At 71.1% G+C, this 14,837-nt stretch carries 17 protein-coding genes; 4 read left to right on the top strand and 13 right to left on the bottom strand.

Annotation, left to right across the window (positions count from 1 at the left end; genetic code table 11):
- The first annotated feature begins 104 nt into the window (after positions 1–104).
- Positions 105–773, top strand: coding sequence for a potassium channel family protein (locus tag ACZ45T_RS15710; protein WP_030385679.1), 669 nt, complete (start codon positions 105–107; stop codon positions 771–773).
- Entirely contained in the window at positions 770–1,432 is a 663-nt protein-coding gene (locus ACZ45T_RS15705; RefSeq protein ID WP_468441433.1) for a potassium channel family protein, read from the top strand. The genes ACZ45T_RS15710 and ACZ45T_RS15705 overlap by 4 nt, the downstream gene beginning before the upstream one ends.
- Before the next feature lie 76 nt (positions 1,433–1,508).
- Here ACZ45T_RS15705 and ACZ45T_RS15700 read toward each other — a convergent pair whose 3' ends face one another.
- The 7 genes from ACZ45T_RS15700 to ACZ45T_RS15670 form a co-directional block, all read right to left on the bottom strand.
- On the bottom strand, positions 1,509–2,252 hold the full coding sequence (locus ACZ45T_RS15700; protein WP_468441431.1) for a DUF3159 domain-containing protein: 744 nt from the start codon (positions 2,250–2,252) through the stop codon (positions 1,509–1,511).
- Positions 2,253–2,255: 3 nt separating this feature from the next.
- Entirely contained in the window at positions 2,256–2,675 is a 420-nt protein-coding gene (locus tag ACZ45T_RS15695) for an OB-fold nucleic acid binding domain-containing protein (RefSeq protein WP_468441429.1), read from the bottom strand.
- A 25-nt stretch (positions 2,676–2,700) separates the two neighbouring features.
- Positions 2,701–3,387, bottom strand: coding sequence for a response regulator (locus ACZ45T_RS15690; protein WP_468441427.1), 687 nt, complete (start codon positions 3,385–3,387; stop codon positions 2,701–2,703).
- Positions 3,384–6,029: a DUF4118 domain-containing protein gene (locus tag ACZ45T_RS15685; protein WP_468441425.1), complete on the bottom strand. Its 2,646-nt coding sequence runs from the start codon at positions 6,027–6,029 to the stop codon at positions 3,384–3,386. The genes ACZ45T_RS15690 and ACZ45T_RS15685 overlap by 4 nt, the downstream gene beginning before the upstream one ends.
- A gap of 187 nt (positions 6,030–6,216) precedes the next feature.
- Positions 6,217–7,002 (bottom strand): DUF3710 domain-containing protein, encoded by a 786-nt coding sequence (locus tag ACZ45T_RS15680; protein ID WP_468441423.1) that lies wholly within the window; start codon positions 7,000–7,002, stop codon positions 6,217–6,219.
- Between the two features lies 1 nt (position 7,003).
- On the bottom strand, positions 7,004–7,549 hold the full coding sequence (dut, locus tag ACZ45T_RS15675; RefSeq protein WP_468441421.1) for a dUTP diphosphatase: 546 nt from the start codon (positions 7,547–7,549) through the stop codon (positions 7,004–7,006).
- Entirely contained in the window at positions 7,549–8,133 is a 585-nt protein-coding gene (locus ACZ45T_RS15670) for a PaaI family thioesterase (RefSeq protein WP_468441419.1), read from the bottom strand. The genes dut and ACZ45T_RS15670 overlap by 1 nt, the downstream gene beginning before the upstream one ends.
- A 58-nt stretch (positions 8,134–8,191) precedes the next feature.
- Here ACZ45T_RS15670 and ACZ45T_RS15665 point away from each other — a divergent pair, with 58 nt between their 5' ends.
- Positions 8,192–8,650 (top strand): DUF3093 domain-containing protein, encoded by a 459-nt coding sequence (locus ACZ45T_RS15665; protein ID WP_468441417.1) that lies wholly within the window; start codon positions 8,192–8,194, stop codon positions 8,648–8,650.
- Between the two features lie 99 nt (positions 8,651–8,749).
- Here ACZ45T_RS15665 and ACZ45T_RS15660 read toward each other — a convergent pair whose 3' ends face one another.
- From ACZ45T_RS15660 to ACZ45T_RS15645, 4 genes are all read right to left on the bottom strand, one after another.
- A complete protein-coding gene (locus tag ACZ45T_RS15660) occupies positions 8,750–9,601 on the bottom strand; it encodes a hypothetical protein (protein WP_468441415.1) in 852 nt (283 codons plus the stop codon).
- A 12-nt stretch (positions 9,602–9,613) separates the two neighbouring features.
- On the bottom strand, positions 9,614–9,910 hold the full coding sequence (locus ACZ45T_RS15655) for a DUF4193 domain-containing protein (RefSeq protein WP_030036261.1): 297 nt from the start codon (positions 9,908–9,910) through the stop codon (positions 9,614–9,616).
- Between the two features lie 382 nt (positions 9,911–10,292).
- Entirely contained in the window at positions 10,293–11,537 is a 1,245-nt protein-coding gene (locus ACZ45T_RS15650; protein ID WP_468441571.1) for a sensor histidine kinase, read from the bottom strand.
- A 5-nt stretch (positions 11,538–11,542) separates the two neighbouring features.
- Positions 11,543–12,196 carry a response regulator transcription factor gene (locus ACZ45T_RS15645; RefSeq protein ID WP_360892379.1) on the bottom strand — a complete coding sequence of 218 codons (654 nt, stop codon included), beginning with the start codon at positions 12,194–12,196 and terminating at the stop codon, positions 11,543–11,545.
- Between the two features lie 247 nt (positions 12,197–12,443).
- Here ACZ45T_RS15645 and ACZ45T_RS15640 point away from each other — a divergent pair, with 247 nt between their 5' ends.
- Positions 12,444–12,623, top strand: a complete 180-nt coding sequence (locus ACZ45T_RS15640; protein WP_468441412.1) for a hypothetical protein — start codon at positions 12,444–12,446, stop codon at positions 12,621–12,623.
- A 192-nt stretch (positions 12,624–12,815) separates the two neighbouring features.
- Here the strand turns inward: ACZ45T_RS15640 and ACZ45T_RS15635 are convergent, their stop codons facing one another.
- Together ACZ45T_RS15635 and ACZ45T_RS15630 are read right to left on the bottom strand one after the other, a co-directional pair.
- Positions 12,816–13,619: an inositol monophosphatase family protein gene (locus ACZ45T_RS15635; protein ID WP_468441410.1), complete on the bottom strand. Its 804-nt coding sequence runs from the start codon at positions 13,617–13,619 to the stop codon at positions 12,816–12,818.
- Between the two features lie 11 nt (positions 13,620–13,630).
- Positions 13,631–14,785: a ferrochelatase gene (locus ACZ45T_RS15630; protein WP_468441408.1), complete on the bottom strand. Its 1,155-nt coding sequence runs from the start codon at positions 14,783–14,785 to the stop codon at positions 13,631–13,633.
- Between the last annotated feature and the right edge of the window lie 52 nt (positions 14,786–14,837).

Here is a 14,837-nt window from a genome sequence, read left to right as displayed (position 1 = left end):
GTGACCGCCCGTGTGTAGCTTGGGCCATGGTCTGAGACCCTGTTAATCCAGAGCATGCAATGAGGCTGGGAACCAGCGAGTCGCTGACAGCCGGAAGGACGGCCGTGCACATCGTCATTATGGGCTGCGGAAGAGTGGGCTCCGCCCTCGCGCAAACCCTGGAACAGCAGGGGCACACGGTCGCAGTCGTCGACCAGGACCCCACCGCATTCCGCCGGCTGGGAGCCGGATTCGGCGGCCGCCGCGTCACCGGGGTCGGCTTCGACCAGGACACCCTGCGGGAGGCCGGCATCGAGGATGCGGGCGCCTTCGCCGCCGTCAGCAGTGGTGACAATTCCAACATCATCGCCGCGCGCGTCGCGCGTGAGATGTTCGGCGTCGAGAACGTCGCCGCCCGCATCTACGACCCCAAGCGCGCCGAGGTCTACCAGCGTTTGGGCATCCCCACCGTCGCCACCGTGCGGTGGACCGCCGACCAGATGCTGCGCCGGCTGCTGCCATCGGGCGCCGAGCCGCTGTGGCGCGATCCGAGCGGTGGTGTGCAGCTCGCCGAGGTGCACACCTCCGCCGCCTGGATCGGACACAAGGTCAGCAAGCTCCAGGAGGAGACCGGCGTCCGCGTCGCCTTCCTCACCCGCCTGGGCGAGGCCATGCTGCCCACGTCGGCGACGGTCCTCCAGGAGGGCGACCTCGTCCACGTGATGATGCGTACGGACGAGATCGACAAGGTCGAAGCGGCTTTCGCCGAGGGGCCTGAGGAGGCACACGCATGAGGGTCGCGATCGCCGGGGCAGGCGCGGTGGGCCGCTCCATCGCGGGCGAACTGCTGGAGAACGGCCACGAGGTGCTGCTGGTCGACAAGGCGCCGACCGCCATCTCGGTGGAGCGGGTGCCGCAGGCCGAGTGGCTGCTGGCCGACGCCTGCGAGATCACCTCGCTGGACGAGGCGGCGCTCCAGCGCTGCAACGTGGTCATCGCCGCGACCGGTGACGACAAGGTCAACCTCGTCGTCTCGCTGCTCGCCAAGACCGAGTACGGGGTGCCGCGCGTGGTGGCCCGGGTGAACAACCCGAAGAACGAGTGGCTCTTCAACGAGTCCTGGGGCGTCGACGTCGCCGTCTCGACGCCGCGACTGATGTCGGCCCTGGTCGAGGAGGCCGTCAGCGTCGGCGACCTCGTGCGGCTGCTGCGCTTCAGCCACGGCGACGCCAACCTCGTCGAGCTGACCCTGCCGGCCGACTCCTCGGTCGCGGGCACCCAGATCGGCGACATCACCTGGCCCGAGGACACCTCGCTGGTCACGATCATCCGGGGCAACCGGGTCCTCACCCCGCACGCGGAGGAGACCCTGGAGCCGGGCGACGAACTCCTCTTCGTGGCCGCCCAGGCACGCGAGGAACAGCTGGAGGACCTCCTCCAGGCCCGTAGCTGACGAAATGCCGAAGGGGGCGGGGCGACCAACCGGTCGCCCCGCCCCCTTCGCATTCACCCGTACGCGGCGGACGGGGTCAGGACCCCTGCTTCCCCGCGGCAGCCTCCTTGGCTTCCCACTCCGCGATCACATCGATCGGCGGCGGCGCCTTCACCAGGAACACCCAGGTGAAGTACACCGCGATCAGCATCGGCGGCAGCTTCAGCGCGATCAGCACCCAGCCCAGCTGCGTCGCGTCGCCCCACCAGTACAGCGGGAAGAGGATCGCGTACTTGGCGAGGAAGACGAGCCCCCAGGCCAGACTGGCCTTGGTGTACGCCTTCTTGCGTCCCGGGTTGCGGGTGCGCCAGGACAGGTTCTCCTTGAACACCGGGCCCAGGATCACGCCGAGCAGCGGGAAGCCCACCAGGGCCGAGACCGTGAAGGCCACGCCCAGACCGGCGCCGTAGATCATGCCCGGCAGGTAGAAGCCCTTCGGGTCGCCCGTGAACAGGGCGAAGGCCACGCCCACGCCCACGCCGAAGACGCCGCTGAAGGCGTGCTTCACCGTGTCCTTGCGCAGCAGCCGCGCGATCACGAGCAGCACCGCGAGCGCGCCCGCGGCGATGGCGGACAGCTTCACGTCCTTGTTGATCGTGTAGATCATGACGAAGAGCAGCCCGGGGAGCATCGTCTCCACGGTGCCCCGGATGCCGCCGAAGGCGTCGAAGAGCGCCGCCTGGGTCACCGCCTTCTGGTCCTCGGAAGGAGCCTGGGAGGCGGCGGCCCGGGGAGGCCTGGCGGCCGGTTCTGGGGTGGTCGGTTTGTCGAGTGACGTCACCGGTCAGTGCTCCTGTCCGAGCGGTCGGAGTTCGTACTTCGGGTTGAAGAGCACCCGACGGCCGTGGGTCATGGAGATCCGCCCGGAGGCGATCATGCGGCGACCGGGCTCGATTCCCACGATCGAGCGACGTCCGAGCCAGACCACGTCCAGGGCTGCCGAGCCGTCGAACAGCTCCGCTTCCAGGGCGGGGACGCCCGCCCGCGGCCGCAGGGTGACGGTACGCAGGGTTCCGGTCACCTTCACTATCTGGCGGTCGTGGCAGTCGCAGATCCGCGTGCACCCCGCGGCTTCTGCGTCCTCCTGCAGCTCAGCCGAATGCAGCTCCTCCTGCGAGGTGGACAGCCGCTCGATCATCCGGCGGAACCGGCCCGCCGGCCTGGTCGGCTTGGCGGACTTGTCGGGACGCGGTTCAGCACTCATACAAGGAAGCGTACCGGCGTGCCCACTACCTCTCGAAGCGGTATCCCATGCCCGGTTCGGTGATGAAGTGCCGGGGGTGGGAGGGGTCCGCCTCCAGTTTGCGCCGCAGCTGGGCCATGTAGACCCGCAGGTAGTTCGTCTCGGTGCCGTAGGAGGGCCCCCACACCTCCTGGAGCAGCTGCTTCTGGCTGACCAGCTTGCCGCCGTTGCGGACCAGGACCTCCAGCAGGTGCCACTCGGTGGGCGTCAGGCGTACGTCGCGCCCCTCGCGTACGGCCTTCTTGGCGGCCAGGTCCACCGTGAAGCCCTCGGTCTCCACGATCACCTCGTCGTCGCCGGAGCCGGCCGGGGGCTCGGCCCGGCGGACGGCGGCGCGCAGCCGGGCCAGCAGCTCGTCCATGCCGAAGGGCTTGGTGACGTAGTCGTCCGCGCCCGCGTCCAGGGCCTCGACCTTCTCGTCGGAGGTGTGGCGGGCCGAGAGGACGAGGATCGGCACCCGGGTCCAGCCGCGCAGGCCCTTGATCACCTCGATCCCGTCCATGTCGGGCAGACCGAGGTCGAGCAGGACCACGTCGGGGTGGCGGGCCGCCGCGAGCTCCAGTGCGCTCGCTCCGTCGGCGGCCGCGTCGACCTCGTACTTGCGCGCCTTCAGATTGATCACGAGGGCTCGGACGATCTGCGGCTCGTCTTCCACCACGAGCACCCGGGTCATTGGGGTCCTGCCTTCTGTCGCGTCGTGCGATCACGGTCGTGATCACGTTTCATCATGTCCGCGCCCATCATGTCCGCGTCCGTGCCGGGGACGATGCTGCGGCCCTCGCCGTCCACCGTGACCTGTACCGGTGCGCGCCCGCGGGTCACGGCGCGCAGGGTCAGCACCATCGTCAGCCCGCCACCGGGGGTGTCCTCGGCCGTCAGGGTGCCGCCCATGGCCTCGGCGAAGCCACGGGCGACCGCGAGCCCGAGGCCCACTCCGGCCCCGCGCGGGGCGTCTCCGTACCGCTGGAAGGGGGCGAAGATCCGGTCCTTGGCCTCGTCGGGCACGCCCCGGCCCCGGTCGACGACCCGCACCTCGACCCGGTCGCCGAGGAAGCTGGCCGCCACCAGCACCGGTTCTCCCGGCGGGCTGTACTTGACGGCGTTCTCCACCACGTTGGCCACGGTCCGCTCCAGCAGCCCCGGGTCCACCGCGACCATCGGCAGTGTCTCGGGCACGTCCAGCACCACGCTGTCCTCCGGTACGCCGCCCAGCGCCATCGGGACCACCTCGTCGAGGTCGATCTCCCGGATCAGCGGGGTGACGGTGCCGGTCTGGAGCCGGGACATGTCCAGCAGGTTGCCCACCAGGTGGTCGAGGCGGTCGGCGCCGTCCTCGATGCCTTCGAGGAGCTCGGCCCGGTCCTCCTCGGACCATTCCACGTCGTCGGAGCGCAGGGAGCTCACGGACGCCTTGATGGAGGCCAGCGGCGTACGCAGGTCATGGCTGACGGCAGCCAGCAGCGCGGTCCGGATCCGGTTGCCCTCGGCCAGCCGGCGGGCCTCCTCGGCCTCCCCGACCAGGCGCTGGCGGTCCAGGACCACGGCCGCCTGGGCGGCGAAGGCCCCGAGCACCCGACGGTCCTCCGCGGGCAGCACCCGCCCGGACAGGGCCAGCGCCATGTGGTCCCCGATGGGCATGTCCACATCGGCGTCCTCGGGCCGGTCCACGGGGCTCGGGCCGACGCTGCCGGCCCGGGTCCAGGGCTCGACGTCGCCCGCGCGCTCCAGCAGGGCCACGGACTGCATGGCGAAGGTCTCGCGGACCCGCTCCAGCAGCGCGTCGAGCGCGGTCTCCCCGCGGAGCACGCTGCCCGCCAGGAAGGAGAGGATCTCCGACTCGGCGCGCAGCCGCGCGGCCTGATGGGTGCGCCGGGCGGCCAGGTCCACCACCGAGGCCACCGAGACGGCGACCCCGAAGAAGATGGCGATGGCCACGATGTTCTTGGGGTCGGAGACGGTGAGCCGGTGCACCGGCGGCGCGAAGTAGTAGTTCAGCAGCAGTGAGCCCACGGCGGCGGAGGCCAGGGCCGGCCAGCGTCCGCCGAGCAGCGCGGCCGCCACCGTCAGCGCCAGGAAGAGCAGCATGTCGTTGGCGAGCCCGGGATCGGTCTCGACGTTCGTGAGCAGCAGGGACAGCAGCAGTGGCAGGCCCACTCCCACCACCCAGCCGGCGAGGATCCGGTTGCGTCCGAGGCGGGCCGCCGAGCGGACCACGGGCAGGCCGCGCCCCTTGGCCACCTCGCCGTGCGTGACGATGTGCACGTCGAGGTCGGGGCCCGAGTCGCGGGCCACGGTGGCGCCCACACCGGGGCCGTAGACGTACTGCCAGGCCTTGCGGCGGCTGGAGCCGAGCACGATCTGGGTGGCGTTGACCCCGCGTGCGAAGGCGAGCAGCGCGTCGGGGATGTTGTCGCCGATCACATGGTGAAACGTTCCGCCCAGGTCCTCGACCAGGGTCCGCTGGACCGCGAGCTCCTTGGGCGAGGCGGCGGTCAGGCCGTCGCTGCGGGCGATGTAGACGGCCAGGATCTCGCTGCCGGAGCCCTTGGCCGCCATCCGCGAGGCGCGCCGGATGAGCGTGCGCCCCTCCGGCCCGCCGGTGAGCCCGACGACGATCCGCTCGCGCGCCTGCCAGGTGGAGCGGATGTCGTGCTCGCCGCGGTACTGCTGGAGGTACTCGTCGGCCCGGTCGGCCACCCACAGCAGCGCCAGCTCGCGCAGGGCGGTGAGGTTGCCGGGCCGGAAGTAGTTGGACAGGGCCGCGTCGACCTTTTCGGGCTTGTATATGTTCCCGTGGGCCATCCGCCGGCGCAGCGCCTGCGGGGACATGTCGACCAGCTCGATCTGGTCGGCCCTGCGGACCACCTCGTCCGGCACGGTCTCCCGCTGCCGCACCCCGGTGATCGATTCGACCACGTCCCCGAGCGACTCCAGGTGCTGGATGTTCACCGTGGTCACGACGTCGATGCCGGCCCGCAGCAGGTCTTCGACGTCCTGCCAGCGCTTGGCGTTGCGCGAGCCGGGCACATTGGTGTGCGCGAGCTCGTCCACCAGCGCTATGGCGGGTCTGCGTGCGAGGAGCGCGTCCACGTCCATCTCGGTGAAGGCCGCCCCGCGGTACGCCAGGGCCTTGCGCTCCACCTGTTCGAGCCCGTGGAGCATGACTTCGGTACGCGGTCGCCCGTGGTGCTCGACGAAGCCGACGACGCAGTCCGCGCCCCGCTCCACTCGGCGATGGCCCTCGGAGAGCATCGCGTAGGTCTTGCCCACACCGGGTGCCGCGCCGAGATAGATCCTTAGCTTGCCGCGTCCCATGCGCCCATTCTCCGGGACGTCCGCCCTGTTCACGCACCGATCGGCGCCCGGGCGGGCATCCCTGACGGATCCCTGACGCGCACCGGAAACGGCCGGTGGGCCTTACCCCGAAGGAGTAAGGCCCACCGGCCGAAAACATGACGCGACCCCCCTGTGCGCGGGGTCGGCCGAGGGCTGCGGACGCCGGTCAGCGGACCTCGGTGATCTCCGGGCCGCGCTCCAGCTGCCCCATGCCGCCGCCGAAGCGGGAGCCTTCCTGCTCCTCCGTCTGCACGCCGTCCGGCACCATCTGGGCGTCGTTCGGCAGCTTCAGGACGATGGGGTCGCGGGGGGCCATAGGGCCGTCGCCGCGGACGACGACGGTGTCCCGGAAGATCTGCTCCAGCACGCCCGCCGACTCGGGGCGCACCGCGCCCTGGCCGGAGATGACGCCGCGCAGGAACCAGCGCGGACCGTCGACGCCGACGAAGCGGACCAGCTGCGCGCCGGTCTGCCCGTCCGGGAGCGGTACGGGCACCTGTGCGCGCAGCTCCCAGCCCAGCGAACCCTGGGCCTCGTCGATGATGCCGCCCTGCTGGGTGATGCCCGCGGCGATCTCCTCGCGGACCTCGCCCCAGATGCCTTCCTTCTTGGGCGCGGCGAAGGCCTGCAGCTGCACGGCACTGTCGCCCAGGACCACGGTCGCGGCCACGATCGCGTCACCGGCGACCTCGACCCGCAGTTCCATGCCCTCGACACCGGGGACGAGGATGCCGCCCAGGTCGACCCGGCCGTCGGCCGGGTTCCCGAGCACCTCGGAGATGTCCCAGGGGCCGTCGGGCCGCGGGGCGGGCGGCAGGTTCACCCGGCGCGGCCGGGCGGTGTCCTCCTGCTCCGCCGCGTCGTCCTGCTCAGCGGAGCCGACGCCGTCTACGACCTGCTCGGCCGCGCCGCCGTCTTTGGCGGAGTCGTTCTTCTTGCGACGTCCGAACACGTCACTGTCCTTCCCGGTCGGTTACGACCGAAGCGTAGCCATTCCCACCCTGCTGACCAGCCCCGGATCCGGCCACGGCCGCATGACCGCCGGTGGAGCCGAAACCCCCCTCGGCCCGGGCCGAGCCGGGAAGTTCCGCCACCTCGTGGAAGCGCACCTTCTCGACCCGCTGGACAACCAGCTGGGCAATGCGGTCGAAACGCTCGAACCGGACGCTCTCGCGAGGGTCGAGATTGACCACGATCACCTTGATCTCCCCACGGTACCCGGCATCCACCGTCCCCGGGGCATTCACGAGCGCGAGCCCGCAGCGTGCGGCCAGGCCGGAGCGCGGGTGCACGAAGGCCGCGTACCCGTCGGGCAGGGCGATGGACACCCCGGTGGGCAGCACGGCCCGCTCGCCGGGGGCCAGCTCGGCGGCCTGGGTGGTCACCAGGTCGCAGCCGGCGTCGCCCGGGTGCCCGTAGGCCGGGACGGGAACCTCCGGGTCGACGCGGCGGATCAGCACGTCGACCTCATGGCGGGAGGCATTGTTGTTCAGGGACATCAGGGGTTCACCTCGAAGGCGCGTGCGCGCCTGACCTGGTCCGGGTCGGCCATCGCCGCCTGGATCTCCTCGGGCCGTCCGTTGTCGATGAAGTGGTCGACCTTCACCTCGATGAAGAGGGCGTCGGCACGTACGGCGACCGGGCCCTGCGGACCGCCTATCCGGCCGACGGCGGTGCAGTAGATCTTGCGCCCGGCGACGGCGGTGACCTCGGCCTCCAGATACAGCACGGTGTCCACGGGCACCGGCCGCACGAAGTCGGTCTCCAGCCGCCCGGTCACGGCGATGACGCGCAGCAGCCAGTTCAGGGAGCCGAGCGTCTCGTCGAGCGCGGTGGCGAGCACCCCGCCGTGGGCGAGACCGGGAGCACCCTGGTGTGCGGGCTTGACGGTGAACTCGGCGCTGATGCGCACGCCCTCACCGGCACGGGCCTCCAGGTGGAGTCCGTGCGCCTGGCCCCCGCCGCAGCCGAAACAGTGCTCGTAGTGCGCGCCGAGGAGCTCGCCGGGTGCCGGCGCATCGGGATGCCGGACCGGCGCCGTGGCATCGGCCGGAGGCGTCAACGCTGTGTTTCGTCCACTCACAGCCGCAGACCTTACCCGCGCGGCTACCCGCCGGTCGCCCCGTGGCAGGCTTGACGTCATGCAGCTCTCCACCGCGCACCACGACGAACGCCTGACCGCCCCCCGCTCCTGGTGGGGCATCGCCGTCCTGATCGGCCTCGCGTGCGCGCTGATGCTGCTGCCGCTGGGCACCCTGCCGCTGCTGGCCGGCCTGGTCGGGGGCACCGCGCTGGCGGGCCTGCTGGTGAGCTCGTACGGCTCCGCGCGCGTGCGCGTGGTGAACGGCGCACTGGCGGCCGGGGAGGCGCGGATCCCGGTGACGGCGCTGGGCGAGCCCGAGATCCTGGACGCCGAGGAGTCGCGGGCCTGGCGCACGTACAAGGCGGACACCCGCGCCTTCATGCTGCTGCGCAGCTACGTACCGACCGCGGTCCGCGTCGAGATCACCGACCCCGCCGACCCGACCCCGTACGTCTACGTCTCCACCCGCGAGCCGCACGCCCTGCGGGCAGCCATCCTGGCGGCCAAGGGGGCCTAGCCCCGGTCCCATCCAGCCCCGGTCCCATCCAACCCCGCCCCATCCAGCCCCGCCGGCGTTTGAGGCGCGGGGTCCGGGGCGGAGCCCCGGCGGCGGCGCTCAGCCGTGCGCGGGCGGCGGCGGACCCTCGAGCTCGACCCTGATGGCCTCGGGAAGGGGCTGGGCGGGCCGCTCCAGGGGCGGCAGCGGCGCCAGCGCCTCCCAGGCCACGGCGCGGCTCCGCAGGTCACCACGGACCTTCTCGGCGACTTTCCGCGTATCCCGGCGATTCATGACCGCCCCCACCGCGGCGCCCACCATGAACGGCATGAGGCTCGGAAGGTTGCGGAACATCCGCTTCATGATCTGCTGGCGCAGTTCGCGCTTCATCTGCCCGCCGAGCGCCGCGTTCAGCGTCGTCGGCTTGGTCAGGTCGACCCCGCGCTCCTCCGTCCAGGCGGTCAGGTAGGCGAGGCTGCGCTGCTTGAGCGTGCCGGGCGCGCGCAGGCCGTAGACCTCGTGGAGCTCGGCGATGAGCTTGAGCTCGATCACCGCGACCCCGGTGATCTCGGCAGCCAGTTCCGCCGGCATCGCGGGGGGAACGGGCAGCATGGCCGCCGCGCCGATACCCGCTCCGACGGTCGACGTGGCGTTGGCGGCGCCCGAGATCAGCTTGTCGGCAAGCTGATCGGGGCCGAGGCCCGGGAACTGCGCGCGCAGGGTCGCGAGGTCCCGAACCGGAACGCGCGGGGCGTTCTCGATGATCCTGTCGGCCATGAAGAGGGCGGCGTCCCTGACACTTTCGCCGCCCTTGCGCACGCCGTCCTTGACGGCGCGCAGCCGACGAGCACCACTGGCGGAGCCGCCGGGGGCTCCAGGACCCGTTTCCGGGTCCGTGGTGGCCACCTGCGTCTCCGCCGGATCACCAGATTTTCGGAAGCGTCGCTTCCGAAAGGGTGCCGAGCCAGTCACGGCCGACGCCTGTCAGTCGCAGTCGCGACAGATCGGCTGACCGTTCTTCTCGCGTGCCAGCTGGCTGCGGTGGTGCACCAGGAAGCAGCTCATGCAGGTGAACTCATCGGCCTGCTTGGGCAGGACCCGGACGGCCAGCTCCTCATTGGAGAGGTCCGCACCGGGAAGCTCAAGGCTCTCGGCCGAGTCGAATTCGTCCATGTCGACGGACGAAGACGACTTCTCGTTACGTCGGGCCTTCAGCTCTTCAATGCTGTCGTTGTCGACGTCATCGTCGGTCTTGCGCGGGGTGTCGTAGTCCGTTGCCATTGTTCGCTCTCCCCCTCTGGGTGTTAGCGGTGTCTCAGCGCACGTAACGCACGAGAGGCCGGACTTGTGCCCGACCTGAGGCGGAGATTTTGCCTCACATCAAGGTCTGTTACTCAATCGACACCCAGCCGCCCACCTGAAGGGGCGATTGGCTGGGATGACGACCGGGACCGTACACGGTCCGGGGGTCGTCTTGCACAAACGCCACCCCGTGTATTTCCCGCCATTCGGGGGGCCGGAAACCCGGACTTCCCGGGCGTTCCGGCCGCCCCGGGGTCACTGAACGCACATGGTCCGACACTCGCCACTGTGATCGATCACACAGGAGAGACTGCCTTCACAGGGCAAGTATTCAGCCAACAGCGAACACGGGGAGGAGATCTCACAAGGGAAGAGTGACACGCATCACGAGGCCACCGCCTTCCCGGGGCATCGCCTGGATCCTTCCGCCGTGTGCGCGCGCCACGGAGCGCGCGATCGAGAGGCCGAGCCCGACACCCTTGTCGCTGCCCGTTCGCTCCGTACGCAGCCGTCTGAAGGGCTCGAAGAGGTTGTCCACCTCGTACGCGGGAACAACGGGACCCGTGTTCGATACCAGGAGGATCGCCTGACCGTGCTGGGCCTCGGTGGTGACCTCCACCCAGCCGTCCTCCGGAACGTTGTACCGGACGGCGTTCTGCACCAGGTTGAGGGCGATCCGCTCCAGCAGCACGCCGTTGCCCTGTACGACGGCCAGCGCGCGCTCGCCGCGGATCTCCACCCCCTTCGCCTCGGCCTCACCGCGCACCTGGTCGACGGCGCGCGAGGCGACCTCCGCCAGGTCCACCGGCTTGCGCTCGACGATCTGGTTCTCGCTGCGGGCCAGCAGCAGCAGGCCCTCGACCAGCTGCTCGCTGCGCTCGTTGGTGGCCAGCAGGGTCTTCCCGAGCTGCTGGAGCTCGACCGGGGCCCCGGGATCGGAGAGGTGGACCTCCAGCAGGGTCCGGTTGATCGCGAGCGGCGTCCGCAGCTCGTGCGAGGCGTTCGCCACGAACCGCTGCTGGGCCGTGAAGGCGCGCTCCAGCCGGTCGAGCATCTCGTCGAAGGTGTCGGCGAGCTCCTTGAGCTCGTCGTCCGGCCCGTCCAGCTCGATCCGCCGGGTCAGGTCGGAGCCGACCACCCGGCGGGCGGTCCGGGTGATCTTGCCCAGCGGCGAGAGCACCCGGCCGGCCATCGCGTAGCCGAAGGCGAAGGCGATGATGCTCAGCCCCAGCAGGGCCATCAGCGAGCGGCTCAGCAGGTCGTCCAGGGCGTGCCTGCGCTGTTCGAGGATGCACTGGCCGATCGCGGCGTTGAACTGGTCATATGACTGTCCGATGCCCACACCGGGACAGGCTGTACTGGTGACCTGGACGTTCTGTCCGCCGACGATCTGGAACCAGATCGCGTTGCCCTGCCGCAGGGCCTGCGCCGCCAGCAGGTAGATGATCGACAGCAGCAGGATGCCCGCGATCAGGAACATCCCGCCGTACAGCAGCGTGAGGCGTATCCGGATGGTCGGCCGCAGCCACGGGAAGGGACCCTCGGGCTGGCCGGGGTCCCAGGTCGGTTTCGGTGGCGCCGCCGGTGGCGCCGGGGTGGATGCCACGCGCATCAGATCCGGTATCCGGAACCGGGCACGGTCACGATGACCGGCGGCTCACCGAGCTTGCGCCGCAGGGTCATGACAGTCACCCGCACGACGTTGGTGAACGGGTCGGTGTTCTCGTCCCAGGCCTTCTCCAGCAGCTGCTCGGCGGAGACGACGGTCCCCTCGCTGCGCATGAGGACCTCCAGCACCGCGAACTCCTTCGGCGCCAGCTGCACCTCCCGGCCCTCGCGGAACACCTCGCGCCGGTTCGGGTCCAGCTTGATCCCGGCCCGCTCCAGTACGGGCGGCAGCGCCACCGTGGTGCGGCGCCCGAGAGCCCGCACCCGGGCGGTCAGCTCCGTGAAGGCGAAGGGCTTGGGCAGATAGTCGTCCGCCCCGAGTTCCAGGCCCTCCACCCGGTCGCTGACGTCGCCGGAGGCGGTCAGCATCAGCACGCGGGTGGGCATGCCGAGCTCGACGATCCTCCGGCAGACGTCGTCACCGTGCACGAGCGGGAGGTCCCGGTCGAGCACGACCACGTCGTAGTCGTTCACGCCGACCCGCTCCAGGGCGGCGGCGCCGTCGTACACGACGTCCACGGCCATGGCCTCCCGGCGCAGTCCGGTGGCCACCGCATCGGCGAGCAGCTGCTCGTCCTCGACGACGAGTACGCGCACGTCGTTTCCTTCCTCCGAGCCCAGAAGGGCACACGTGTGTATTGCGTCGTCCATCCTGCCCGTTTCGGCCGTAAACCGGCTGTAAGGCGGCTCGTGGAGGGGCTGGCGGGGCGGAAGTGAGGATTCCCTCGCCTTCCGAGGTTTCTGCGCCCAGGGTGCCGGGGAGGACGACAGCACACCCCATCCACTCCCTGACGGCGGACAGCCACGTGCCGCCGCCGACCCACGAAGAGGGGGCGAACCCACCATGGACGCATTCACCGCGGGTCTCCTGCAGCGCATCAGGGCCACGCAGTCGGACCTCAGGCAAGCCCGCGAGGCGGGCGACGACTTCCTCGCGGAAGTGGAACAGGCGGAGCTGGAAGATCTCCAGCGCCTTGCCGCCGAGCACGGTGTCCCGGTCTCGGCCACCGTGCCTGCCTGCTGATCCCGCACGACGCGAACCCCGGCCACCCGAGAGGGCGGCCGGGGTTCGCGTGCGTTTGAGGGCCGGAGCCCCGCTCTTTCAGCCCCGCCGGCGTTTGAGGCGCGGGGTCCGGGGCGGAGCCCCGCTCTTTCAGCCCCGCCGGCGTTTGAGGCGCGGGGCCCCCTGCGGCCCGGCAGCCGGGCCGCGGGGGGGTCAGTCGTGCCAGGCCCCCGCCTCGTCCAGAAGCGGCTGCAGCGACGCGAACACGGCCGGCGTGGCGGCAAGCACCAGCTCTCCCGAAGCCCGCTCACCCGGCCGACCGCCCGTGAGGGCCCCCGCCTCCCGGGCGATCAAGTCACCGGCCGCCAGGTCCCACGGATTGAGCCCGCGCTCGTAGTACCCGTCCAACCGCCCGGCCGCCACATCGCACAGGTCCAGCGCCGCCGACCCGCCCCGCCGGATGTCCCGCACCAGCGGAATGATCCGCGCCACCACCTCGGCCTGACGGGCCCGCCGGGTCTGGACGTACGCGAAGCCCGTCCCGAGCAGCGCCTGGTCCAGCGGCGCCGCCGACCGGCACGCGAGGCGCGCCGGACCCATCCACGCCCCGCCGCCGAGCACCGCGTGGTACGTCTCCCGGCGCATCGGAGCCGCCACGACGCCCACCACCGTCTCGCCCTCGTACTCGGCCGCGATGGACACCCCCCAGCTGGGGAGCCCGTAGAGGTAGTTCACGGTGCCGTCCAGCGGGTCTACGACCCAGCGCACCCCGCTCGTCCCGGTGGTGTCCGAGCCCTCCTCGCCCAGCAGCCCGTCCTCGGGCCGCCGCTCCGCGAGGATGCCGGTGATCAGCTTCTCCGCCGCGATGTCCATCTCGGTCACCACGTCGATCGGGCTGGTCTTCGTCGCCGCCACGGCCAGATCGGCCGGCCGGCCGTCGCGCAGCAGAGCTCCGGCCTGCCGGGCGGCATCCAGGCCCACGTCCAGCAGTTCGGCCTTCAGCTCTTCGGAGATCACGGTTCCTCTTCCTAGGCGTACGGACTGTCCACGCCCGCGGCCGCCGGCCGGGGGCTGCGCGCCGGGCAGCAGCCCACCGCGCACAGGTCATGGCTCTGGCCCAGCATGCCCACCCAGCACTCCTCGGCCGGCTCTCCGCGCTCCTTGGCGGCACGCTCCAGCACCAGCTCCCGTACCGTCTCGGCGAACGACGGATCGGCTCCGACGGTCGCCGAGCGGGCGACGGGCAGGCCCAGTTCCGCCGCCTTGGCGGTGGCCTCGGTGTCCAGGTCGTACAGGACTTCCATGTGGTCGGAGACGAAGCCGATGGGCACCATGACCACGGCGGGCGCGCCGTCGGCGTGCAGGGCCTCCAGGTGGTCGCAGATGTCCGGCTCCAGCCACGGGATGTGCGCGGCGCCGCTGCGGGACTGGTAGACGAGCTGCCAGGGATGCATGACGCCGGTCCGTACGGCCACCTCGTCCGCGATCACCTGGGCGACGTCGAGGTGCTGCTTGACGTACGCACCGCCCTCACCGCCCTCGGTGTGGTCCTCGACGGGGCCGGAGGTGTCCGCGGCGGCGGTCGGGATGGAGTGGGTGGTGAAGGCGAGGTGAGCGCCGTCCCGGACCTCCTCGGGCAGCTCGTCGAGGGAGGCCACCACCCCTTCGATCATGGGATCCAGGAAGCCGGGGTGGTTGAAGTAGTGCCGCAGCTTGTCGACACGCGGCAGCTCCACGCCCTCCTCGGCCAGGGTGGCCAGCGCGTCGGCGAGGTTCTCGCGGTACTGCCGGCAGCCCGAGTACGAGGCGTACGCGCTGGTCGCCAGCACCGCGATGCGGCGGCGGCCGTCGGCGGCCATCTCGCGCATCACGTCGGTCAGGTACGGGGCCCAGTTGCGGTTGCCCCAGTAGACCGGCAGGTCCAGCCCGTGCTCGGCGAAGTCCTTGCGCAGCGCGTCCAGCAGCGCGCGGTTCTGGGCGTTGATCGGGCTGACCCCGCCGAAGCCGAAGTAGTGCTGCCCGACCTCCTTGAGCCGCTCGCGCGGGATGCCGCGCCCGCGCGTGACGTTCTCCAGGAACGGCACGACGTCATCGGGTCCCTCGGGGCCGCCGAAGGAGAGCAGCAGAAGGGCGTCGTACGGGGCGGCGGACCCGCCGGCGGGCGGGAGGAGCTGGTCTGACATGCATCGAATCCTGCCACCCGGCATCCTCGGGAGAGAAGCGGCCCGGCGGGAA

The organism is Streptomyces sp. NPDC030995 (assembly GCF_055571215.1).
This window is presented reverse-complemented; position numbering and strand designations above follow the sequence as displayed.

What these genes read in the sequence shown, in the direction of transcription:
- ACZ45T_RS15630 (WP_468441408.1), bottom strand. Translation starts at nt 14,785, where the DNA reads ATGTCAGACCAGCTCCTCCCGCCCGCCGGCGGGTCCGCCGCCCCGTAC.
- ACZ45T_RS15685 (WP_468441425.1), bottom strand. Translation starts at nt 6,029, where the DNA reads ATGGGACGCGGCAAGCTAAGGATCTATCTCGGCGCGGCACCCGGTGTG.
- ACZ45T_RS15665 (WP_468441417.1), top strand. Translation starts at nt 8,192, where the DNA reads ATGCAGCTCTCCACCGCGCACCACGACGAACGCCTGACCGCCCCCCGC.
- ACZ45T_RS15695 (WP_468441429.1), bottom strand. Translation starts at nt 2,675, where the DNA reads ATGAGTGCTGAACCGCGTCCCGACAAGTCCGCCAAGCCGACCAGGCCG.
- ACZ45T_RS15640 (WP_468441412.1), top strand. Translation starts at nt 12,444, where the DNA reads ATGGACGCATTCACCGCGGGTCTCCTGCAGCGCATCAGGGCCACGCAG.
- ACZ45T_RS15705 (WP_468441433.1), top strand. Translation starts at nt 770, where the DNA reads ATGAGGGTCGCGATCGCCGGGGCAGGCGCGGTGGGCCGCTCCATCGCG.
- ACZ45T_RS15690 (WP_468441427.1), bottom strand. Translation starts at nt 3,387, where the DNA reads ATGACCCGGGTGCTCGTGGTGGAAGACGAGCCGCAGATCGTCCGAGCC.
- ACZ45T_RS15655 (WP_030036261.1), bottom strand. Translation starts at nt 9,910, where the DNA reads ATGGCAACGGACTACGACACCCCGCGCAAGACCGACGATGACGTCGAC.
- dut (WP_468441421.1), bottom strand. Translation starts at nt 7,549, where the DNA reads ATGTCCCTGAACAACAATGCCTCCCGCCATGAGGTCGACGTGCTGATC.